This window comes from Streptomyces noursei (assembly GCF_016917755.1).
GTDB lineage: Bacteria > Actinomycetota > Actinomycetes > Streptomycetales > Streptomycetaceae > Streptomyces > Streptomyces yunnanensis.
Genome location: NZ_CP070326.1, coordinates 877,636 through 899,071 on the forward strand (window position 1 = coordinate 877,636; position 21,436 = coordinate 899,071).

General features: G+C 71.6%; 21 protein-coding genes and 2 pseudogenes. 10 read left to right on the plus strand and 13 right to left on the minus strand.

The features are described from left to right. Positions 1 to 199: 199 nt before the first annotated feature. Together JNO44_RS03735 and JNO44_RS03740 are read right to left on the minus strand one after the other, a co-directional pair. Positions 200 to 1,435 carry an acyl-CoA dehydrogenase family protein gene (locus tag JNO44_RS03735; RefSeq protein ID WP_240167399.1) on the minus strand — a complete coding sequence of 412 codons (1,236 nt, stop codon included), beginning with the start codon at positions 1,433 to 1,435 and terminating at the stop codon, positions 200 to 202. Between the two features lie 418 nt (positions 1,436 to 1,853). Further along, complete coding sequence (locus JNO44_RS03740) at positions 1,854 to 2,108, minus strand: ribbon-helix-helix domain-containing protein (RefSeq protein ID WP_102923032.1); 255 nt, start codon at positions 2,106 to 2,108, stop codon at positions 1,854 to 1,856. Positions 2,109 to 2,408: 300 nt separating this feature from the next. On the opposite strand from JNO44_RS03740, the gene JNO44_RS03745 reads away from it, so the two are divergent. After that, positions 2,409 to 2,831 carry a hypothetical protein gene (locus JNO44_RS03745; protein ID WP_205361384.1) on the plus strand — a complete coding sequence of 141 codons (423 nt, stop codon included), beginning with the start codon at positions 2,409 to 2,411 and terminating at the stop codon, positions 2,829 to 2,831. A gap of 543 nt (positions 2,832 to 3,374) precedes the next feature. Here the strand turns inward: JNO44_RS03745 and JNO44_RS03750 are convergent. Next, a pseudogene (locus tag JNO44_RS03750) lies at positions 3,375 to 3,774 on the minus strand (response regulator transcription factor); the annotation flags it as partial. 232 nt (positions 3,775 to 4,006) lie between these two features. Here JNO44_RS03750 and JNO44_RS03755 point away from each other — a divergent pair. The 4 genes from JNO44_RS03755 (at position 4,007) to JNO44_RS03770 (ending at position 7,593) form a co-directional block, all read left to right on the plus strand. After that, on the plus strand, positions 4,007 to 4,564 hold the full coding sequence (locus tag JNO44_RS03755) for a PadR family transcriptional regulator (protein WP_205361386.1): 558 nt from the start codon (positions 4,007 to 4,009) through the stop codon (positions 4,562 to 4,564). Positions 4,565 to 4,628: 64 nt separating this feature from the next. After that, a complete protein-coding gene (locus JNO44_RS03760) occupies positions 4,629 to 6,350 on the plus strand; it encodes an acyl-CoA dehydrogenase family protein (RefSeq protein ID WP_205361388.1) in 1,722 nt (573 codons plus the stop codon). 61 nt (positions 6,351 to 6,411) lie between these two features. Beyond that, positions 6,412 to 6,894: a TetR/AcrR family transcriptional regulator gene (locus JNO44_RS03765; protein WP_205361389.1), complete on the plus strand. Its 483-nt coding sequence runs from the start codon at positions 6,412 to 6,414 to the stop codon at positions 6,892 to 6,894. 177 nt (positions 6,895 to 7,071) lie between these two features. Further along, positions 7,072 to 7,593 carry a DM13 domain-containing protein gene (locus JNO44_RS03770; protein WP_205361390.1) on the plus strand — a complete coding sequence of 174 codons (522 nt, stop codon included), beginning with the start codon at positions 7,072 to 7,074 and terminating at the stop codon, positions 7,591 to 7,593. A 16-nt stretch (positions 7,594 to 7,609) separates the two neighbouring features. On the opposite strand, the pseudogene JNO44_RS03775 reads toward JNO44_RS03770, so the two are convergent. Then, positions 7,610 to 7,690: pseudogene (locus tag JNO44_RS03775) on the minus strand (GNAT family N-acetyltransferase); the annotation flags it as partial. 269 nt (positions 7,691 to 7,959) lie between these two features. On the opposite strand from JNO44_RS03775, the gene JNO44_RS03780 reads away from it, so the two are divergent. Next, complete coding sequence (locus JNO44_RS03780) at positions 7,960 to 8,526, plus strand: GNAT family N-acetyltransferase (RefSeq protein ID WP_205361391.1); 567 nt, start codon at positions 7,960 to 7,962, stop codon at positions 8,524 to 8,526. Here JNO44_RS03780 and JNO44_RS03785 read toward each other — a convergent pair. The 4 genes from JNO44_RS03785 to JNO44_RS03800 all read right to left on the minus strand — a co-directional run bounded on the left by JNO44_RS03785 (position 8,501) and on the right by JNO44_RS03800 (position 11,974). Continuing rightward, positions 8,501 to 9,226 (minus strand): hypothetical protein, encoded by a 726-nt coding sequence (locus JNO44_RS03785; RefSeq protein ID WP_205361392.1) that lies wholly within the window; start codon positions 9,224 to 9,226, stop codon positions 8,501 to 8,503. The two genes, JNO44_RS03780 and JNO44_RS03785, sit on opposite strands and share 26 nt — an antisense overlap. 176 nt (positions 9,227 to 9,402) lie before the next feature. Continuing rightward, positions 9,403 to 9,801, minus strand: a complete 399-nt coding sequence (locus JNO44_RS03790) for a hypothetical protein (RefSeq protein WP_205361393.1) — start codon at positions 9,799 to 9,801, stop codon at positions 9,403 to 9,405. Positions 9,802 to 10,443: 642 nt separating this feature from the next. Further along, entirely contained in the window at positions 10,444 to 11,307 is an 864-nt protein-coding gene (locus JNO44_RS03795) for an ROK family protein (protein WP_205361394.1), read from the minus strand. Positions 11,308 to 11,395: 88 nt separating this feature from the next. After that, positions 11,396 to 11,974 (minus strand): TetR/AcrR family transcriptional regulator, encoded by a 579-nt coding sequence (locus tag JNO44_RS03800; protein ID WP_205361396.1) that lies wholly within the window; start codon positions 11,972 to 11,974, stop codon positions 11,396 to 11,398. A 416-nt stretch (positions 11,975 to 12,390) separates the two neighbouring features. Between JNO44_RS03800 and JNO44_RS03805 the strand changes: the two genes are divergently transcribed. The 3 genes from JNO44_RS03805 to JNO44_RS03815 are packed head-to-tail and all read left to right on the plus strand — an operon-like array spanning position 12,391 to position 16,132. Next, the gene (locus tag JNO44_RS03805; RefSeq protein ID WP_205361397.1) at positions 12,391 to 12,969 is read left to right on the plus strand and encodes a (2Fe-2S)-binding protein; all 579 of its coding nucleotides are present in this window, start codon (positions 12,391 to 12,393) and stop codon (positions 12,967 to 12,969) included. Beyond that, positions 12,966 to 13,976: an FAD binding domain-containing protein gene (locus tag JNO44_RS03810; RefSeq protein WP_205361398.1), complete on the plus strand. Its 1,011-nt coding sequence runs from the start codon at positions 12,966 to 12,968 to the stop codon at positions 13,974 to 13,976. The genes JNO44_RS03805 and JNO44_RS03810 overlap by 4 nt, the downstream gene beginning before the upstream one ends. Beyond that, positions 13,973 to 16,132, plus strand: a complete 2,160-nt coding sequence (locus JNO44_RS03815) for a xanthine dehydrogenase family protein molybdopterin-binding subunit (RefSeq protein ID WP_205361399.1) — start codon at positions 13,973 to 13,975, stop codon at positions 16,130 to 16,132. The genes JNO44_RS03810 and JNO44_RS03815 overlap by 4 nt, the downstream gene beginning before the upstream one ends. 71 nt (positions 16,133 to 16,203) lie before the next feature. On the opposite strand, the gene JNO44_RS03820 is transcribed toward JNO44_RS03815, so the two are convergent. The 4 genes from JNO44_RS03820 to JNO44_RS03835 form a co-directional block, all read right to left on the minus strand. After that, on the minus strand, positions 16,204 to 18,168 hold the full coding sequence (locus JNO44_RS03820; protein WP_205361400.1) for a serine/threonine-protein kinase: 1,965 nt from the start codon (positions 18,166 to 18,168) through the stop codon (positions 16,204 to 16,206). A gap of 469 nt (positions 18,169 to 18,637) precedes the next feature. Beyond that, positions 18,638 to 18,889, minus strand: a complete 252-nt coding sequence (locus tag JNO44_RS03825; RefSeq protein ID WP_205361401.1) for a hypothetical protein — start codon at positions 18,887 to 18,889, stop codon at positions 18,638 to 18,640. Next, on the minus strand, positions 18,849 to 19,070 hold the full coding sequence (locus JNO44_RS03830) for a hypothetical protein (RefSeq protein WP_205361402.1): 222 nt from the start codon (positions 19,068 to 19,070) through the stop codon (positions 18,849 to 18,851). The genes JNO44_RS03825 and JNO44_RS03830 overlap by 41 nt, the downstream gene beginning before the upstream one ends. Positions 19,071 to 19,116: 46 nt before the next feature. Then, positions 19,117 to 19,578: a hypothetical protein gene (locus JNO44_RS03835; protein ID WP_205361403.1), complete on the minus strand. Its 462-nt coding sequence runs from the start codon at positions 19,576 to 19,578 to the stop codon at positions 19,117 to 19,119. A 234-nt stretch (positions 19,579 to 19,812) separates the two neighbouring features. Here JNO44_RS03835 and JNO44_RS03840 point away from each other — a divergent pair, with 234 nt between their 5' ends. Further along, positions 19,813 to 21,045: an FAD-dependent oxidoreductase gene (locus JNO44_RS03840; protein ID WP_205369365.1), complete on the plus strand. Its 1,233-nt coding sequence runs from the start codon at positions 19,813 to 19,815 to the stop codon at positions 21,043 to 21,045. Between the two features lie 57 nt (positions 21,046 to 21,102). On the opposite strand, the gene JNO44_RS03845 is transcribed toward JNO44_RS03840, so the two are convergent. Continuing rightward, a complete protein-coding gene (locus JNO44_RS03845) occupies positions 21,103 to 21,375 on the minus strand; it encodes a hypothetical protein (RefSeq protein ID WP_073447473.1) in 273 nt (90 codons plus the stop codon). Positions 21,376 to 21,436 lie beyond the last annotated feature (61 nt).

Sequence of the window (21,436 nt, forward strand, 5' to 3'; positions counted from 1 at the left end):
GTGGACCTTCCGTCCGGGCATACGAGAGCGACCCGACTTCGGCGCGCCGCAACGGGATCGACACCGCGCCGGACGGGACCAAGGGACAGGCAACGGCTGCGGGTCAACACCAGCAGCCAATGACTGCGGGGGGGGCAACACCGGCACGCGATGGGCGTTCGGCAATCCACTCTCATCAACCGCTCGGCCGACCGACCGCTCAGATCAGCGGAGTGACCTGCTCCTCGATGCCGAGCAGGGACCGGCCGTAGATCTCGTTCGCGATGGCCGGATTGATCATCGCGTGCCGGGTGCCGGTCCCCAGATCCCGCCAGATGCGCTGCAAGGGGCTGCCGTCGGCGAAGCCCCTGGCTCCCTGCACGTTCAGCAGGATCTCCAACGCCTCCCGTGAGCGGCGGGCGACGGTGGCGATGTCCATCCGGACCCGGGTCCGGTCAGGCACGGGCATGCACCGACCGCTCGCCGCCCAGCTGTCGACGTCGTCCGCCGCACGCATCAGGTGCAGGGCGGCCGTATCGACCAGTTGCGCGGCCTCCGCGAGCTGCGTCTGGGCCGCGGGTGCCTCACGGGCTTCGTCGTAGAAGGTGTGCGAAATGCCGCGCCCCTTGGCGAGCGAGGCCAGCACCAGCTCCAGTCCGCCGCGGGCGAGACCCAGCAGCGGGCCGGCGAGGGAGAGGGAGAGCGCGGGGATGAACGCCGTGCGGTACAGGGCCTCGTCCGTGAACTCGGTGGGGTACTCGCCCTGCTTCGCCTTGGTCACCGACAGGATGCGGTGCGCCGGGACGAAGACGCCGTCGGCGACCAGAGTGTTGCTTCCGGTTCCGCGCATCCCGGCCACGTGCCAGGTGTCCTCGATGGTCAGCTGTGCCATCGGGACCAGCGCCAGCCCTTGGTCCACCTGCTCCCCGGACGCGCCGCTGACCTGCATACCGAGCAGCGCCCATCCGGCGTGCTGGCACCCGGAGGCGAAGCCCCATCGTCCGGAGATGACCTGTCCCCCGTCGGCCGCCCGGCTCGTGCCTTGGGGAGGAAGGGCGGAACAGACACGGGCACGAGGGTCGGCCTCGTACACCTCACGCTGGGTGCGTTCGGGATAGAGGCCGACGGCCCAGCCGGAGATGTTGATCAAACTGGTGACCCATGCGGTGGATCCGCAACCGCGGCCCAGCTCCGAGGTCACCTCAAGCAGGGTGCGGACGCTCGCCTGGCGGCCACCGAACCTCTCGGGCGTCGTGATGCCGAACAGCCCGGCCTCGTCGAGCGCCGCGATGTTCTCCTCCGCGACCTGCCGGTCCTGCTCGGTGCGGGCGGCATTGCGTCGGAGCAACTCGACCAGTCCGGCAGCCCGTTCGGGGAGATCGGCAAGCTCTTCGCCCGTTGCCGGCCCCGTGCGGGCCGTCAGCCCCACGGCCCGGTTCATCGCGCTTGTCGCCATGGCTCCTCCTCCACGCTCGGGTACCCACCTCGAACAGGGAGCACCCTGACTCGCCTCATGAAAGCATCACCGACCGCCTGGCAGCGGCAGAAGCATGACGTCCGCGGCCCTCCTTCACCCGCCACGCGGCGGGTTCCGGCCAACCTGACAACGAGCCGGGGCCGTAGCCGTCGCCATGGCCATCACCGTGGCCGTATCCGTAGCCAATGCCAGCTATACCGCCGGATAGGCAACGTCACCTGAGGCGGTTGAAGATGCTCCGGCCGGTCGCGTCGAAGGCATCGTCGCCGCGCCAACGGACACGCCCCAGGGCCCGTGTGGTCCATTCGGGCGTTGCATCGATGCACTGGCGCTGTCGGGAGCTGCGGCCACGCGGATAGCCGAGCAGCACAGTCAGAGAGTTCAGACGAAGCAGAGTTCAGACGAAGTAGAGGCGTTCGAGTTCATCACTGTCGGCCAACCTGGTGTAAAGGGTGCCGCCGTCTTGGGCGACCCTCTCCAGGTAGGCGTAGATCTGCAAGGCCCGGTTGATCGTGTCGGTCTTGGTGTCGCCCGTGAGCTTGACGGCCTGATCCAATGCGGCGGCCGCCTTCGGGGCGAGGTTGACGGTGATACGAGTCGGGCCGGCGCTCTGCCATTCCTGAGCGGCGGTCCCCTTGCGCGAGGTGGACATCTAACGACTTCCCCTTCGTCCGAAGCATCCGCGGGCCGACCCGGCCAGGACCCTATGTATCCACGATGCCCGATCGTACATACCGTGTCAAGCAATCGTATGGACGGTGCGCACATCCTGCACGCACAGGACGCGCCTTGCGTATGAACCTTGCCCGCATCCGTCACCACGGCGTCGAAACTGAGTAACAGTCACGTAAGGGCAGAGAAAGTCAAGTTGATCCACATCACACAGAGTCGCTAGCGTCGAGGTGTGAGCGGTTTAGGAGATGGAGGACAGCTGAGGGGAGAAGGACAAGAGATGGCCACCAAGGACCTCGACCTCAGCCTGGAAGAACCCAGCAACCGCGCTGACGCGGCTGTACTCAAGGAAAGCACCGGACTGACCTTCAAGTGGGAACTCGGCCCCGCCAAAATGGAGGTCGCCACCGACGAGACCCAGGCGATGTCGCCTTCCGCGATCGCCATCGCCATGCTGCTGCTGTCCGCCGGAAGCAGCATCCCGGCCGTGGTCCTCGCCCTGACCAACCAAATCCTGCACGCCCCCGCCGTACTGATGGCAACCGGCGCCATCACCCTGTTCCTGGTGGTCTTCGCCACCGGCACACTGCTGATGCTGCACGGCGGGGCAATCGGAAAGTCCCTACAAGCGCCCGCTCCCAGAAATCGTCCGACCACCAGCAGCGGACGTCCGCGCTACCGCCGGCCCCGATCGCGCCGCTGAATTGCCGGGCGTCGGCTGAGGCGCGATAGGCAAAAGCCGCACGGACATCTGCGCGGCTGTCCGCAGGTGCGTCTGCACGACTGTCCGCACGGATCTCCGGGCGGTCGATGACGGACGAGACCGGCAGGGCCTTCGGCATCCTGATCGAGCGTCGGACGATCAGGATGCCGCCGCCCGCCGCCCGCCGCGCATCGCGCGTCGCCGTCATCCGCCGGAAGAGTCGCCATTGGCGATGAGGTTCGCCATGGCGTTCCAGCCGCCCGAGCCGACCAGGACGCGCCCTCCGAGGGCGGCGGAGCGGCCCGGGTAGAGCCACAGCTTCCGGTGGACGCCTCGCGGGCGTAGAGGTCGGATCGGCCGTCGCCGGTCAGGTCGCCGAAGGCGGTGACGTTGCTCATGCCGTTCCGGCCACCCGTGCCGACCAGCTTGCGGGTGCCGAGCGTCACCCGAACTGAACCAGAGCCGCCCTGCCGTGTCGCGCACGACCTCGTCGGCCTTGCGGTCACCGTTCATGTCACCGAAACCCCATGCCTTGGGGGAGGTCTCAAGAGCGGCCAGGATGCGGCTGACGTGTGCCTTCACCGTGCTCTGCCGCATGCCCAGCGCGGCGGTGATCTCCACGTTGGACGCACCCCTGGCCAGCAGCCTGAGCACATCGGTCTCGCGCGGCGTCAGGCGCTCCGCTCGGGCCTGGGCAGCTGTCGAGACGCCGCGCGCCGTCCGGTGACGGTGCTCGACGAGCCGTCGGGCGGCATGAGGGTGCCGTCCGTGCTGGGCATCCGCACGTCCACCAGTACGACGTCCAGGCGCTGCTCGATGGCCCGTTGGACGGCTTCACGGCCGTCGGATGCCTGTGCGGCGACGGTGATGCCGGAACGTCCTGCAAGATGTCGGCGAGCGCCAGCCGCACCAGTCCGTCGTCGACGATCATTGTCCGGATCATGCGGCACCCCTGCCTTGCTGGTCATCGAGCGGGATGGTGGCCGCCACCTGCCAGCCGCCTGATCCAGTAGGGCCGTACGCCAGATGACCGTTGAGTGCGGCTACCCGCTCGGCCAGTCCGACCAGGCCGTAACCGGAACTCTCTGCCGCGGCCTCGGACGGCCCGGGTGAGCCGCGTCTCACCCGGCCGGTGACGCTTGCCTATGCAACGAGTTGCATAGCAAGATCGGGGCATGGCGCTCGAACACGCGATCCTTGTTTCCCTGCTGGAGAAGCCGGGCTCCGGCTATGAGCTGTCCCGGCGCTTCGAGCGGTCCATCGGCTACTTCTGGACCGCCACCCACCAGCAGATCTACCGCGTGCTCAAGCGGATGGAACACGACGGTTGGATCGACGTCCGCGACGTGCCGCAGCAGGGCCGGCCGGACAAGAAGGAGTACTCCGTCGCCGCACCGGGCCGCGCCGCCCTCTCCGAGTGGCTCCACGAACCGGTGGAGCCCGAGAGCGTCCGGCACGACCTCGCCGTCAAGATCCGCGGCGCGGCTTTCGACGACCCGACCGCCCTGATCCGCGAGGTGGAGCGGCACCGCCAGGCACACGCCGATCGGCTCGCCCACTACCTCGTGGGGGAACAGCGCGACTTCACCGACCCCGGGGGCGACGCCCCGCTCGACGCCGGGCAGGAGCTCCAGCACGTCGTGCTGCGCGGCGGCATCGCCTACGAGCGGATGACGATCGCCTGGCTCGATGACGTCCTCGCCACCCTGCATCGGCTCCACCCCGTGCCCTGACCAACGCGCGGAGCCACGGCCCCGTACCCCTCCCGAAACCACCGAGCCCGGAAAGGCGACCCTCATGGCCGATTCCCTGCTGTTCAACCCCCGCACCTACGACCCCGCGCACTTCGACGCCGAGACCCGCCGGCTGCTGCGCGCCACCGTCGACTGGTTCGAGGAGCGCGGCAAGCGCAAGCTCATCGAGGACTACCGCTCCCGTGCCTGGCTGGCGGAGTTCCTCGCGTTCGCCGCGAAGGAGGGGCTCTTCGCGACCTTCCTCACCCCCGCCTCCGCCGCCGACGGGCAGCCGGACAAGCGCTGGGACACCGCCCGGATCGCCGCCCTCAACGAGATCTTCGGCTTCTACGGGCTCGACTACTGGTACGCCTGGCAGGTCACCATCCTCGGACTGGGCCCGGTCTGGCAGAGCGACAACGCCACCGCCCGCGCCCGCGCCGCCGAACTCCTCGACCAGGGCGAGGTGTTCGCCTTCGGCCTCTCCGAGAAGGCACACGGCGCCGACATCTACTCCACCGACATGCTGTTGGAGCCCGACGGCGACGGCGGCTTCCGGGCCAGCGGCTCCAAGTACTACATCGGCAACGGCAACGCGGCCGGGCTCGTGTCCGTCTTCGGCCGCCGCACCGACGTCGAGGGCCCGGACGGGTACGTCTTCTTCGCCGCCGACAGCCGCCACCCGGCGTACCACCTCGTGAAGAACGTCGTCGACTCCTCGAAGTACGTCAGCGAGTTCCGACTCGACAACTACCCGGTCGGCGCGGACGACGTCCTGCACACCGGCCGCGCCGCCTTCGACGCCGCCCTCAACACCGTCAACGTCGGCAAGTTCAACCTCTGCACCGGCGCCATCGGCATCTGCGAACACGCCATGTACGAGGCGGTCACCCACGCGCAGAACCGCATACTCTACGGCCGCCCGGTCACCGCCTTCCCGCACGTGCGCCGCGAGCTGACCGACGCCTACGTCCGCCTCGTCGGGATGAAGCTGTTCAGCGACCGCGCGGTGGACTACTTCCGGTCCGCCGGCCCCGAGGACCGCCGCTACCTGCTCTTCAACCCCATGACGAAGATGAAGGTGACCACCGAGGGCGAGAAGGTCATCGACCTGATGTGGGACGTGATCGCCGCCAAGGGCTTCGAGAAGGACACCTACTTCGCCCAGGCAGCGACCGAGATCCGGGGCCTGCCGAAGCTGGAGGGCACGGTCCACGTCAACCTCGCCCTGATCCTGAAGTTCATGGGCAACCATCTGCTGAACCCCGCCGAGTACGAGCCGGTGCCGACTCGCCTCGACGCGGCCGACGACGACTTCCTCTTCCGGCAGGGGCCCGCCCGCGGCCTGGGCGCCATCCGCTTCCACGACTGGCGGACCGCCTACGACCGCTACGCCGAGCTGCCCAACATCGCCCGCTTCCGCGAACAGGCCGACGCGCTCTGCGAGTTCGTCACCACCGCCGCGCCCGACGAGGAGCAGAGCCGCGACCTCGACCTCCTCCTCGCCATCGGCCAGCTCTTCGCGCTGGTCGTGCACGGCCAGCTGATCCTGGAGCAGGCGCACCTGACCGGCCTGGAGACCGACGTCCTGGACGAGCTGTTCGCCGTCCTCGTCCGCGACTTCTCCGCGCACGCCGTCGAACTGCACGGCAAGGACTCCGCCACCGAGGCCCAGCAGCGCTGGGCACTGGGCGCGGTCCGCCGCCCGGTCACCGACGAGGCCCGTTCCGCCCGTGTCTGGCAGCGCGTCGAGGCGCTGGCCGGGGCCTACGAGATGGCGCCGTAACGCCCTTGCGAGCTGCTCGGCGGCCCGGGACCGGTGTGCGGTCCCGGGCCGCCGAGGCCGCTTGCTCCGGACGCATCGCCCAGCCGCGCCCGGCCGCACCCGGCGAGCGACAACGCCGCTACGCAAGGACGCCGCCCGCGACTGGGACCGGATCGTCGCCGTCGCCCGTGTCCTGGTCGACGAGGGCACACCGCTGCAGCTCAACGATGTCGCCCGCCGCGCCGGACCGGGAGTCGGCACCGTCCACCGGCACTTCGCCACCCCCGAGGCGCTGCTGGAGGCTGTCTCCGCCCCCTGCCTGGAGGCCCTCGCCGACCATGCCGAGCAGGCACTCGCCGACGCCGATGCCTGGCGCGCGCTGGAAGGCTTCCTGCTCCGCACCGTCGAAGCGCGGATGACCGCCGCCGACCTCGTCCCGCTCATGTGCGGCATCGCTCATGCCGTGAACGTCCACGGCGGGACGTCCGTCGACCGGATCGCCACCGCGCGTCGCTACCTGGCCGCTCTGCTCGGCGGCCTGCGAGCCGCACCACCGCGCCCGTGAGGGGTACTGCCCGTCCGCCTGGTTCTGCCCGTCCGGCGGGCGGGCCCGGCGTTGGACTGGTTACCGGTGTCTTACGGGGGGTCTGTACCGGTATCCCCGGCGGGCGGGGGCGTGTTTGCTGGGAAATGACGGGTTGGCCGATCGCGGCCGCTCGTCCGTTCCCTTCAGGAGGTCTTGATGTCTGGTGTGTCCCGCCGTGCTGTCGTGCCCGTTCTGCTGGTGCTGGTGGTCGCCGCCGGCATCGGGCTGTATCTCTTCCAACCCTGGAAGGCGTTCACCGACACCAGCGTGAACGAGGCCCTGCCGACCGCTTCCCGGTCCGCGGCCGGGCCGGCGATGAAGGACGCGGGTCCCCGGGACCTAGCACAGGGCGACTTCGTCAGCCATGAGCACCACACCAGCGGCACGGCCCGCACCGTCCGGTTCGCGGGCGGTGGGCAGGTGTTGCGGTTGGAGGACCTCATGACGAGCGAAGGACCGGATGTACGGGTCTATCTTTCCCCCAAGGACGCCGACGCGGTGAAGGCCGGGCTCGGGGACGGCGCGGTCCAACTCGGCAAGCTCAAAGGCAACTTGGGCAACCAGAACTACGCCGTCCCCGCCGGGACGGACCCCTCGAAGTTCCGCAGCGCGGTGATCTGGTGCGAGCGGTTCTCCGTCTCCTTCGGCGCCGCCGACCTCGCCCCGGTCAGGGGCTGACCTGCTTGGCCCCCCCAGCGAAGTAGGCCCGGTTCTCCCGCTCGAAGGCCAGGAGCGCGGGGGCATGGTCCAGACGAAGCAGCTGAAGCTCGGGCACAGGAACGACGGTATGCAGCCCGGTGGTCCGCCCGCCACCCCCGATCACTGCCCAAGGACTCCGGGCGGCATCGCGTCAACACCACATGCCATGCATGACACGCATGGCATGCGCCGAGATGACGACCGTAGTTCAGGCGAACGGAGGCATCTCATCGCCGCGATTGCTGGGCAAGATCCGGAAGTTCCGGCGCGCCGTCGCCGGAACCGGCACGACGATCGCCCGCGAATGTGGCGACGGCCACCGCGAGACCGCCCGAGGAGCACCACATGCGCCACCCCGAAGCCCTCACCGTCACATGCCTGGACGGCCCGGCCGCCGAGCGGGCCGAGGCCGACTTCACCCTCGTGTACGCCGACGCGTTCGCCGAGCCGCCCTACTGCAAGACCGAACACGACGTCGCAGCCACCTTCCAGCGCTTCCGCTCCCACACAAGGAAACGCACCTTCCGGGCTGCCCTTGCCCGCACGCCGGACGGCACCCCCATCGGCATGGCGTACGGCTCCGTCCTGGGACCGCAGACCGACTGGTGGGACTCGCCCGACCCACTCGCATCGGACGACATCCGCCGCGCGGCCGGCCAGCACACCTTCGGGCTGATAGGGCTGGCCGTACGCCTGCCGTGGCGCGGGCTCGGCATCGCGCGCCGCCTGCACGAAACGCTCCTTGACGGGGTCGAGGCCGGGCGCGCGCGGCTCCACGTCCATCCGGCGAGCGAGGCGGCGCAGGCGGCCTACCGATCATGGGGCTACCGCAAGGTCGGTGATGCTCGCCCGTGGACCGGTGCCGACCTCCACGACGTCATGGTTCTCAACTTGCCCCATCCGCCGGCTTAGGCCCGTCGCCAGGTTCGAGGGTGTACGTGTGGGGCGCGGCCAGGCCGTGCGCGTCGACGGCGTGGATGCGGTCGCCGTCGCGGCGGGTCGGGTGGAGCAGCAGTTGCAGGGGCGCCGGCCGCAGTCCGACGGAGATCCGCAGGTCGAGGGCGAGCTCTTCGTCCGATCTGACGTATCGCCAGCTGCCGGTGATGCGTCCGGTGTGGTCCCGGGCGGTGCCGAGGCCGGTCGTGCGCCCGTCGGGGGCGAGCACGAGGTCGAGTTCGAGCGGTGTGTCGCCGTCGGTGATCCGCCACCGTCCGGGCGTGATCACGATCCCGGCGGGCTTCCGGGGAGCGGGCACGGGGGCCGTCCCGTAGACCGCACGGAGCAGGTCCTCGAACTGTGCCTCGTCGTGCGGCGCGTACTGGATGGTGCGTTTGCCGAAGGACGCGGCGGTCTCCAGGTGCGCCACCACCAGCGGGTCCCCGGCGGCGGCCCAGCTCCACACCGCGACGACCGCGTCGCACGCGCCGAGGTCCTGCAGCACCGGCTCCTGCAGGGTGCCGTCGGTCAGGACACGCTCGGCGTCCACACCGATGCGCACCCCGCGCCGGCGCAGCCTGCAGTCGAGCACCGTCAGCGTGGCGAGGTCCCCTTCGGCGGCGGTGAGGAAGACGGCCGGCGCGGCGGACCCGGATTCCCCGCTCCTGTGTGTCATGTCCTGCACGTCACTCCTCGTGCTTTCGCTGCTCTCCCCGGGCCGCTCTCCTTGGAGCCTCCCCGGGGCTTGCTGTGCTGGGGCTTGCCGTGACGAGCCGTCCCGTCCTGCCCCTGTGAGGGAGTATCCCCGCGATGCCCACCACGGCACTGCTCCGTAGGGCTTCTGTCGGTGCGTCACGCCTGGGCGTCGAGGTCCTGGCTCTCGCGGCTGACGATCCACGGCGCCTTCGGGTCGTACGACGCGAGCCAGTACTCGGCCGTGCAGGTGAACGCGGTCGGGAAGAGGTCCTGGCCGTTCTTCTTCAGCCGGGCGACCGCTTCCTCCTCGTTCTCGATGCACTCCTTCAGGCCGTCGATCGCGGACTGGTCCTGCGGCACCTGCTGCTGCAGGGTGGCGAGCTCGGCCTTGGCGTCCGCGATCGCCTGGTCCGTCTCGGCGAGGTTGCGGTGGATGTACGGCGGCAGGTAGCCGGCCTGGTACGTCGGCACCACGCTGTAGTCGGTCAACCTGGGGCGGTCGGCGGGGACCTGGGTCGTGTCGACGTAGTGCGTGACCATCTGACCCTTGTCCACCAGGAACGGCAGCTTCTTGCCGCCGGGGGCGTGCCGTCACCCGGTCGGCGTTGACCTCGGCCGCCCGCTCGAAGCGATCGGACGGGTCGCTGAGGCAAACGCCTTCGCGGCGGAGGTCCCGCGTTGCCGTGCCGGGCCGGACGCCGGCGCTTGCGTTTGCTGGCGCTGGGCGTCGCCTGGGCGGCAGCGTCGCTGTCCGATGGGGCAGCACGGGCGGTGCGGGGCGTCGTTCCGGTACCGCGACTGGTAGCGCAGTCACCGGCTTGTTCGCGGGCCTGTTCTCGGGCCTGTTCGCGGGAATGCTCGCGGGCTCGTTCGTCGACATCACAGGCACGGCTCGGCATCGGCTGCAACGTGCCCGTAGCGCCCACTCCTGGTGTGTTGAGGATCTTCCTCCCTGCGCTCTCGCACCTGCCCCTGCTGCTGTTCGTCTTGCTGTCGGCGCCAGCGTGGATCTGCTGGCCCTTCATGCCGGAACGGAAGCAGAGGGTCATGCTCGAGGTGTTGCAGAAGTTGATCGACTGGACGCGTGTCTGCGCCAAGGGTCGGTAGCCGCCGGAGGAAGCGAAGAGGCGGGTGGCTGCTTGCGGCCACCCGCCTCCTTCAACGCAAGGCGCAACACGCAAGACTCAACGCCCCACATCAGACGTACTGTTCGACCCAGCCCGCGCCATCTGCCGCTGCGGCGGCCAGCCGAAGGGCTCCCCGGGCGACGACCAGTTCGGGGTCCTTGATGCGGTCGACGGTGCAGCAGTCCCATAGTTCGGGGAGCGAGTGGGTGCGGGCGGTGGCCAGAGCGGTGTCCCAATAGCCCGGGTAACCGAGGGTGCCACCTGCGGCCCGGACGGTGTCCGGGTTGAGGATGTTGACCAGTGTGGCGATGGCCAGCCCGAACGACTCACCGGCTGCCTCCACGGTCTGGCGGACGGCGGTGTCTCCGGCACTGAGCGCGGCATGGACCTGTGTGGGGCCGAGGCCCGTGGCGCGGACGATCGCCGCGCCGCCGGCCACGTCGTCGAGTCGGAGGATGCCCCGGGGTGTGGGCACCGGCAGGTAGCCGATCTCGCCGGCCCATCCGCGGCAACCGCGAACCACCCTTCCCTGGTGAAGGTATGCCGACCCGACGGCGGTTCCGCAGAGCAGGACGGCGACGGTCGAGGACTCCGGGAGTCCTCGCGCCTCCGCTGCCAGGGCGCTGCGGATGTCGTTGACGAGGAGGGGCGGGGTGCCGTCGGCGATTGGGCCCTGCCACCCGGTGAGGTTGGGGAGGACGTCGCAGACAGCGACCCGTCCGTCCTCGACGAGCCCGGGGACGGCGACGCCCATGGAGGAGGGAGTCAGTCGGTGTTCGGTGAGGAACCGCTGGACGGCGGCTTCGATGTCGTCGGGAGTTGTCGCGGCTCCGGTGGCGAGTCGACGGATCAAAGGTTCGTCGTGGCCGGTCCGTTGGGCGACCATGAGCAGCTTGGTGCCGCCGATGTCGATCCCCACGGTCGAGGGTGTCATCGCCTGCCGCCCTCCTGCTGATGCACGGATTCCGAGGTGCAGATGCCGAAATCCTAGCGGTCGGCGTGCAGCGGTCCGCGCCGTCGTCTCACCGTCCGGGCGCGCCCGTGCGGAGGCCGTCCATGACGAGGTCGAGGAGGCGGGTGGCGCGGGTGTGCCAGTCGGCGTGCGGGTCGAGTTGCCAGAGGCCGGCGATGGCGAGGAGGAAGTCCTCGGCGGTGATGTCGGGGCGGATGGTGCCGGCCTCCTCGTTGGCGGTCAGGAGGAGGGTGACGGCGGCGGAGAGGGGGCCGCGGGCCACGGCGGCGAGGGTGCCGTGGGGGGTGGTGGCCTTGCGGAGGGCGGCGGCGAGGCCCGCCTTGGCCATGGCGTACTGGGCGAGGCGGTCCATCCAGGCGCGCAGGGCCTGGTCGGGCGGGCGGGTGGCCAGGAGGTGCGCGGCGGCGTCGGAGACCTGTTGGACCTCGTGGCGGTAGACCTCCAGGACGAGGCTCTCGCGGTTGGGGAAGTTGCGGTAGAAGGTGCCCTGTCCGACGCCGGCTTTCTTGGCGATGGCGCTCAGCGGGGCGTCGGCGCAGCGGGTCAGCTCGGCAAGGGCCACTTCGAGGAGGCGGTCGCGGTTCCGCTGGGCGTCCGAGCGCCGGGGGGTGTCCTTGGGACGGCGCACGCGTCCACCTCCCGGAATTCGCCGCTGCGTCAGGGTTGTTGGGCAGATGATGCCTGGCGGACAATCGTCCTTGCTAAGCGGACAGCTGTCCGTTAAATTTCAACGGTAACGGACAGCTGTCCGCTTGCCTACCACCATAGCGGCAGATCAGCGGCGGATCGGACCAGTTGGGGAGCCCACCGGCCACCTCGACCGGTGCCGTCATGCGCCCCCACCCGCGCCTCCGCACTGCCCGCACCGCCCTTCCGACGCCGCGACGCTCCGCACCACCCCGTCCCCTCCGCCCGGAGGTGTCCGGTTCCGCCTGGCCCGTACCCGCCCGGCGAGCCACCCGATTCCGCTGACCGACCGGGCCGGCGGGCCCCGGCCGGGGCCCCCGCGCCCTTCGACGTGTGAGACGTGAAAGAAGGCAGACCATGGCCCCATCGACGGCCGGTGCCATCACCTTGACGATCAACGGCGAGAAGCACACGCTGCCCGTCGACAACCGCACCACCCTGCTCGACGCACTGCGCGAGCGGCTCGGCCTGACCGGCACCAAGAAGGGCTGCGACCAGGGACAGTGCGGCGCCTGCACGGTGCTGCTCGGCGGGCGCCGGGTGGTGTCCTGCCTCCAGCTCGCGGTGGCCGCCGAGGGGCGGGAGGTCACCACCATCGAGGGCGTGGCCGACGGCGAGCGGCTGCACCCGGTGCAGCAGGCGTTCCTCGACCTCGACGGCTTCCAGTGCGGCTACTGCACGCCCGGGCAGATCTGCTCGGCGATCGCGGCCATCGAGGAGCACGCCGCGGGCTGGCCCAGCGCGGCGACCACCGACGTCCGGCCGGAAGCGGGCATACCGCCGCTGACCGCGGACGAGATCCGGGAGCGGATGAGCGGCAATCTCTGCCGCTGCGGTGCGTATGTGTCGATCGTGCAGGCGGTCGCACGGGCCGCGGAGGACTCGGCGCGCACCGCGGGCCGGACGGATGTGACGGACGTGGAGGGTGCGGCATGAGGGAGTTCGACTACCGGCGGGCGTCCGACGTGCCGGGGGCACTGGCGCTGCTCGGCACCGAGCCCGAGGCGCGCTACCTCGGCGGCGGCACCAACCTCGTCGACCTGATGAAGAGCGGGGTGGAGCGGCCCGCGCTCCTCGTCGACGTGCGGGAGCTGCCGCTGGAGCGGATCGAGGTCGCCGACGACGGCGTGCTGCGGATCGGGGCCACCGTCACCAACAGTGATCTGGCCGCCCACCCCGAAGTACGCCGGCGCTACCCGGCGTTGACGCAGGCGGTGCTGGCCGGCGCCTCGGGACAGTTGCGCAACATGGCCACGGTGGGCGGCAATCTGCTCCAGCGCACGCGCTGCGCCTACTTCGCCGATGTCTCCAAGGCGTGCAACAGGCGTGTCCCCGGTAGCGGTTGCCCGGCCGTGGCCGGCGAGCACCGCAACCACGCGATCCTGGGGGCCTCCACGCACTGCGTGGCCGTCCACCCCTCGGACATGGGAGTGGCACTGGCCGCCTTCGACGCCGTCGTGCACTACGCGACGGCGGACGGGCCGGGTGCGGTGCCGCTCGCGGAGTTCTACCTCCCGGTGGGCGACACCCCGCACCGGGAGACCGCACTGCCGCCCGGCGCGCTGATCACCGGCGTCACCCTGCCGCCCGCGCCGGTCGCCGCCGCGTCCCGCTACCGCAAGGTGCGCGAGCGGGCGTCGTACGCCTTCGCCATCGGATCGGTCGCCGCCGCCCTCGATGTCCGGGACGGCGTGGTCCACGACGTCCGGCTGGCGTTCGGGGCGGTAGCGTCCCGGCCGTGGCGCGCGCAGGCGGCCGAGCGGGCGCTGATCGGCGGTCCGGCCACCGCCGAGGCGTTCGGCGCCGCCGCGGACGCCGAACTGACCGCCGCCGAGCCGCTGCCCGGCAACGGATACAAGGTGACGCTGATCCGGAATCTGGTCGTCGCCGTGCTGACCGAGCTGGCCGAGGAGAGCCGGCAGACCGAGGAGGCCACCCGATGACGACCACGACGACCGGAACCGTCCCGGTGATCGGTGCCGTCGGCACCGCGCACACCCGTATCGAGGGCCGCGACAAGGTCACCGGCGCGGCCCGCTACGCCGGCGAGATCCCCTTCGCCGAGCTCGCCCACGGCTGGCTGGTGGTCTCCACCATCGCCCGCGGCCGGATCCGCTCGATCGACGCCGCCCCGGTGCTGGCGATGCCCGGTGTGCTCACCGTCCTCCACCACGGCAACGCCCAGCCCCTGGAGTCGGACTACGTCGGCCCGATGGGGACACCCGACCCGGCGCTCCAGCTCTTCCAGCACGACCGGGTGCCGTACGCGGGCTGGCCGGTGGCGCTGGTCGTCGCGGAGACCTCCGAACAGGCCAGGGAGGCCGCCGAGTCGCTGACGGTCGCCTACGACGAGGAGCCGCACGACGTGGCGTTCGCCGCCGGGCATCCGGAGGCGTACGTCCCGGCGGGCAACCCGCGGGCCGAGGCGGAGCAGGAGAAGGGCGACCTGGCGGCCGAACTCGCCGCGTCCGCCGTCGTGGTGGACTCGGAGTACTCCACTCCGGAAGAGCACCACCACCCGATGGAGCCGCACGCCGCGGCCGCGTACTGGGACAGCGGCCGGCTCGAAGTCGTCGACTCCAACCAGGGCAGCATCTTCGTCGCCCAGGAACTCGCGCGGCTGTTCTCGCTCGACCAGAGCGCGGTCCGGGTGCGCTCCGAGCACATCGGCGGCGGCTTCGGGTCCAAGGGCACCCGCCCGCACCAGGTGGCGGCGGCGATGGCGGCGACGATCCTGCACCGCCCGGTCCGGGTCGTCATGACGCGCCGGCAGATGTTCTCGTTGGCCGGGTACCGCAGCCCCACCGCGCAGCGGGTCCGGCTCGGTGCAGATCCCGACGGGCGGCTGCGCGCCCTGGACCACCAGGGGCTGAACCAGACCTCGACGGTGCACGAGTTCGTCGAGCGGAGCGCCGACGTGGCCCGGGCCATGTACGACGCGGACGCCCACCACACCGTCAATCGGGTGGTCCGCCTCGACGTGCCCACGCCGACCTGGATGCGCGCGCCGGGCGAGGCACCGGGCTCGTACGCGCTGGAGTGCGCGCTGGACGAGCTCGCCGAGAAGTGCGACATCGACCCGATCGCCCTGCGCGCCCGCAACGAGCCGACGGTGGGCCCGATCTCCGGCCTGCCCTACAGCAGCCACCGGCTCCTGGCCTGCTTCGAGGAGGGCGCCCGCAGGTTCGGCTGGGGCGACCGCGATCCGCGTCCCGGGGTGCGCCGCGAGGGCCGCTGGCTGCTCGGGACCGGCACCGCTGCCGCCTCGTTCCCCACCCTGGTCGCTCCGTCCACGGCGGCGGTGACCGCGGAGGCGGACGGCAGCTACACGGTGCGGATCACCGCGGCGGACATCGGGACCGGGGCACGGACGGCGCTGGCCCTGGTCGCCGCGGACGCACTGGAGGTCACGCCGGACCGCGTGACCGTCCTGATCGGCGACAGCGACTTCGGCCAGGCGATCCTCGCCGGCGGCTCGATGGGCACGCGCTCGTGGTCCTGGGCGGTCACCCTCGCGGCCCGCTCGCTGCGCGAGCAACTGGCCCTGGGCGGCACCGTGCCGCCGGAGGGGATCACCGCGCGGTCGGACACCGCCGAGGCGCTGGGTACGCTGCCGCCCCGGGAACGGCACGCCTTCGGCGCGCAGTTCGCCGAGGTCGCCGTGGACATCGCCACCGGCGAGGTGCGGGTCCGGCGGATGCTGGGCGTCTTCGCCGCCGGCCGGATCGTCAATCCGCTGACCGCGCGCAGCCAGTTCCTCGGCGGCATGGTCTGGGGGCTCTCCATGGCCCTGCACGAGGAGGCGGTCCGGGACGAGACCACCGGCACCGTCGTGGGCGCCGACCTCGCCGGCTACCACGTGGCGGCCAACGCCGATGTCCCGCTCATCGAGGCGGACTGGGTGGACGACCCGGACGAGGACGACCCGGTCAACATCAAGGGCATCGGCGAGGTCGGCATCGTGGGCGTCGCGGCGGCCGTCGCCAATGCGGTCTGGCACGCGACCGGCGTCCGCCACCGGCACCTGCCGATCCGCCCGGACCGGGTGCTGGCGGCCGGCACCGGCGCGCTCCCGCAGGCCGCCGACGCCCGCGGCTGAACGGGCCGACAGTCGCCGCCCCGGCCTCCGGGGCGGCGACCGGTCCGCGCGCCGATCGGGCCCGGCGCCCCTCAGGCGACCTTCGTGCAGAGGATGCTCCGGCCTTCGTAGACCTGCCACGAGTAGGTGTAGTGGCCGGGGTCGGGCGGGCAGGCACGGGTCCCCGCCGAGGCCGGCAGCACCGCCGTGATCTGCATGATGAAACTGAACTCCCGCGGCACGCGGTTGGCGCCGCAGCTCCACAGGGTGAGCAGGTTGGCGCCGCCCGGTCGACCGCTGTTGGACCGGGCCAGGAAGCACTGGCCGACCCGGAACTGCCGCTCCACGCACAGATTGACGGACGAGGAGTCGGTGGCCGTGTGCCACCAGCCGCCGAGTCCCGGCCCGGACGGGCAGGTTCCGGAGCCGAGCACGGAACCGACCCGCAGATAGGCGTTGGCCGCCTGGCAGTCCACCCGGTCCGGGGACGTCGGGCTCCATCCGCCGTACCCGTTCGCATAGCCGTCGACGCAGTCACCCGCCCGTACGGCGGAGAAGGCCACGTCGTCCGCGCTCGGGGTGCGGGACGCGACGGGCGTGGGGGACGGCGAGGGCGGGGTGGGCGAGGGCGTGGTTGAGGTCGGGGGGCTGTAGGTGGTGCCACCGCTTCCGCTGCTGCCGCCCCCGCTGGAGAGGGAACCGACTCCCCCGCCGGCATACGTGCTGCTGCTACTGCTGGCGCTGCTGCTCGACGTGTCGCCGGGCGAGCCGTCGGCGCCGGTGTGCTCCCACGGCTTCCAGAGCATCACCACCAGCGCGACGATGCCCAGCACGACCCAGAACCCGCCCCCGGACGAACCGGAGGAGGAAGAGGAGGAGGTCGAGGGGGGCTTGGGCGAGGGCTTGGGGGCGGACTTGGCGGCGGCCGGCCCGGGGGCCGACGCGGATGCCGACTTCCCGGCAGCCGCGGGGGCGGGGGTGGGTTTCCGGGCCGACGAGGGCCGCGGGGTCGGGGACTTGGGGCGTGCTGGGCGGCGCGGTGCGCCATCGGCGCGTTTGCGGTCCTCGGTGTAGACGCGGGTGGGCTTCGGCGGGGGCGCCTTCCGCGTCCGCATGTCGACCGTGGGCGCCTCCGCGCCGCCGCTCTTGCCCAGCGCCCGTCCTTGCGCCTCGTACTCCCCGATCAGGGACGTCCAGCGCGGCGGCAGCCAGCCGGCGCCGCGCTGCTGCGTGGGGAACCCGTCGAGTTCCGCGAGCGCGCGGCGCAGCACCTCGGCGGGTTCGGGCCGGTCCTTCGGATCGGCGGCCAGGCAGGGCCGGATCAGCGCACCGAGCTCCTTCGGCAGGCCCTTGAGGTCGAGTTCGCCGCGCTGGACGAGGGTGAGCAGGCGGATGGTGTCGGAGGTGTCGGGGTAGGGCGGCCGGCCGACGGCGGTGTGGAAGAGCGTGGCGCCCAGGGAGTACACGTCGGACGCCCTGGTGGACGGCTCGGCTCGGGCCTGCTCCGGGGAGGTGAAGGCAATGGTGCCCAACGTCAGTTGGGTGCGCGTCATGTCGTTGGCGTGCGAGATGCCGAAGTCGATGAGGCGGGGCCCGTCCTGGGGCAGCAGCACGTTCTGGGGCTTGACGTCCCGGTGGATGATCTGCGCCTCGTGCAGGGTCACCAGGGCCTGTGCGACGCCCGCCGCGACCCAGTGCACCGCGTGGGCGGGTAGTTTCCCGGCGCTGCGGACGAGTTCGGCCAGTGAGGGCGCCGGGATGTACTCGATGGCCATCCAGGGGCGTTCGGCGTGTGCGTCGGCGTCGAGGACGCGTGCGGTGTGGGCGCTGTCGATCCGCCGGGCCAGCTTCACCTCCCGGGCGAACCGGCGCCGGTCGGTGTCGCTGATGGCGCCCTCGGCCAGCAGCGTCTTGACCGCGACCAGTGCTCCGTCCTTGGTGGACCGCGCCACATAGACGCGTCCCATACCGCCAGGGGCGAGGCGCCCCAGCAGGTCGTAGGCGCCGATCCGGCGCGGATCGTCGCCGCCTAGCGCCCTGATGCCCGTATCAGTCATGCGTGTCACCTTCCCCCGTGTTCCGACTGCCGCGGGTGCCGGCGCCAGCGCCGGCGTCACAGCCGTCGAGCTCGTCAAACACTGTCACGCCGGGGTGAGTTGAGGAAGACGGAAGGGAAGGCGGCAGGGGCGGATCGGCGGTCTTGACGTTGCGTCAGGCGCGCTCCGCCGGGCCGGTGGGGTGCCCGCCGCGGATCGGTGGCGGCCCGCAGGCGTACCTCCGGGTCAGGGTCGCGACGGAGGCGTTCCGCCAGTTCGGCCGTCGACTCCGGTTCGTCCAGGGGCAGTTGACGCAGCCGCGGGTTCGGGTCGGTGGCGTACCGGAGCAGGCCGCGGCGGGGAAGTTGGGGTAGGAGCGTGGCCGGCCGGGGAAGCGGAGGCTGCCGGTCCACCACTGCCACACCTCCAGGAGCAGCGCGTGGCGCAGGCCGTCGGGGTCGACGGTGACGGGGACGGCGGCCCGCTGTTCCTAGGTGAGGTCGGGCCGCACGGACACCTCGTAGCGGACGTCGTGGTCGGTGTCCGCGGCGAGTACGGCGACGAGGTCCGGCGCCAGGTGCGGGTTGCGGGCCAGGGCGCGGCGGAGGGCCGGGGCGGCGGAGGCGGCCAGTCGGGCGGCGAGTGCGGGTGCCAGGCAGCAGGTCGCCGCGGCGCGCTCGCCGAAGTCCTCGGCGGCCCGGTCACCGGCGCGGCACTCGGCGGCGAAGACCGCGCGGGGCATCGGGTGCCGGGGTGCGCGACGCCCTGCGGTCGACGGCGCAGCCGGTGAGGATCCAACGCTGCCGGGGGTCCTGCTCGGCGGCGAGGAGTCGGGTCCAGTGCTGGGCGGTGAGGTGGGGCTGGGCCTCGGCGAGCAGGCCGCGGACGCGCCGGTCGGGGTGGTCGACTGCAGCGTCGACCACCCCGACCGGCAGCGTAGGCCGCACAGGGCGGCCTACGGTGGCCGGGTCAGCTCACGCGGACGGTCTTCACGTCGGTGGTGCGGTCCACGTACGGGTGGCCGCCGCGCGGGCCGTCGACGCCGTAGAGCACGCCGCGGAACTGCAGAGCGCCCTTGTGTGTGGCCTTGACCGTCGCGTCGACCTTGGCATCGGCGACGCCCATCTCCACGATGTGGCCGCACTTGACGGTGTGCCAGGCACCCTTCGTGCCGACGCGCTGCTGGGCGCAGAACTGCCCGTACTGGACGCCGTCACTGTCCCCCCGGCCCTTGACGTGCACGGTCTGGCCGACCTTGACGGCCTTGCGCGAAGCGGTGAGGTCCGCGCCGCCCTTGGCGAACGCCGGGGTGACGACCAGTACGGCCGCGGCCGTGGCCATCGCGCCCACAGCGGCGAGTCGGGCGCCCCGACGGCCGAGGTTCCCCCGCGTGGCGCGTGCGTTCCGTGCTTCCTTCGTCTGGTGTGTCATTTTCTTTCCTCCCCTTGGTGTGGCCCGATCGGACCACACCCCACAAGAGGCGGATCCGGCTGGACGCGTTCCCAACAAGCGCAACAAAAAGGCGATATGGCGGACACGGTGCCGCGCACCGCGCTCGGCGATTGGGGGGAACCGCGGCTGGTGTCCGCCGCGATCCCGGGTATCTGTGCTGGTGGCTGCCTGCGCAAGCGCCGGGCCCGGGAGGTGTGGAAGGGAGTGGTTGTGGTGGAGCGGACGACATGTTGTGTGGTGGGCGGTGGACCGGCCGGGATGGTGCTCGCGCTGCTGCTGGCGCGGGCCGGGGTGGCGGTGACGGTCCTGGAGAAGCACGGGGATTTCCTGCGTGACTTCCGGGGCGACACCGTGCACCCCTCGACGCTGGCACTGCTGGACGAGTTGGGGCTCGGTGAGCGGTTCGCCAGGCTGCCGCAGCGGCGGGTGACGTCCGTCCAGCTGCCGATCGGGCCGGCCGGTTCGCTGACGACCGTGGGGAACCTCGCCGCGCTGGGCGGCCGCTTCAACTACGTGGCGATGGTGCCGCAGTGGGACCTGCTCGACCTGCTGGTCGACGAGGCCCGGCACGAGCCGTCGTTCTCCGTGCGGATGGACACCGAGGTGACGTCGTTCCTGAAGGAACGCGGCCGGGTGACGGGCGTCCGCTACCGCACGGCCGACGGTCGGACCGGTGTGCTGCGGGCGACGCTCACAGTGGCCTGCGACGGCCGGGGTTCGCTCGCCCGGTCCCTGCCCGAGCTGGGGCTGCGGACGTTCAGCTGCCCGATGGACGCCTGGTGGTTCCGGCTGCCGCGGCACGACGGGGATCCGCACGGGCTGGTGGGCGGGGCCGGGGACCGGCTGCTCGCCGCCAACATCGACCGCGGGGACTACTGGCAGTGTGCCGCGCTGATCCCCAAGGGCTCGGACGCCGAGCGGCGCGCCGCCGGCCTGGAGGCGTTCATGGTGAACTACGCCTCGGCCGCGCCCTGGCTCAGCGACCGGGTGCGGGCACTGGGCTCCTGGGACGAGGTGAAGCTGCTGGACGTCCGGCTCGACCGGCTGCGGCGCTGGCACCGCCCGGGGCTGCTGTGCATCGGCGACGCGGCACACGCGATGTCGCCGATCTTCGGGATCGGCATCAACCTCGCGGTGCAGGACGCGGTGGCCACGGCCCGGCATCTGGTCGGCCCGCTGCGGGCCGGAGCGGTGGGCCTGCGGGACGTCCGCGCGGTGCAGCGCCGACGGTGGCCGACCACGGTACTGACACAGGCGCTGCAGCGGTTCGCGCACTCCCGGGTCGTCGAGCCGGTGCTGGCGGGCCGGCCACCGTTCGGCGATCCTCGGCGGGCACGGTGGGTCGCCGAGCGGCTCACCACCTCGCGGTGGCTGAACCACGCTCCGGCGTACTTCTTCGCCTACGGGGCGCTGCGCGAGCGCCCACCGGCCGAGTCGGTGCGGTGAGCCGTGCGCCGGGGACCCCGGCACACGGCCCTGAAGCGCCGTCCTTCCCTCTGTCGCTCAGTCCGTCACCTCCGCCAGCCGGAAGGGTCCCGCCCCGCCTGGGGCGTACATCACCGGCAAGGTGCGGCCCCGCGGGACCACGACGATCGGCTCGTCGCGGTACTCCCGCAGGAAGTGCTCCAGCGGCTCCCAGATCATGCTCCGGTATCCGGCCTCGGTCCGCTGCTGCTCGAAGGACAGGGTCAGCGCGGAGTCCTCTACGGTGACGCTCACGGCGCCCACCTCGAACCACTCCCCGCCGATCCATGCCTCGAGTCGTACGTTTGACATGACGCAAGGGTGCCTGGTGCCATGGCGGACTGGCAATCAGCGGGGGGGGCGGCCGGGCCGG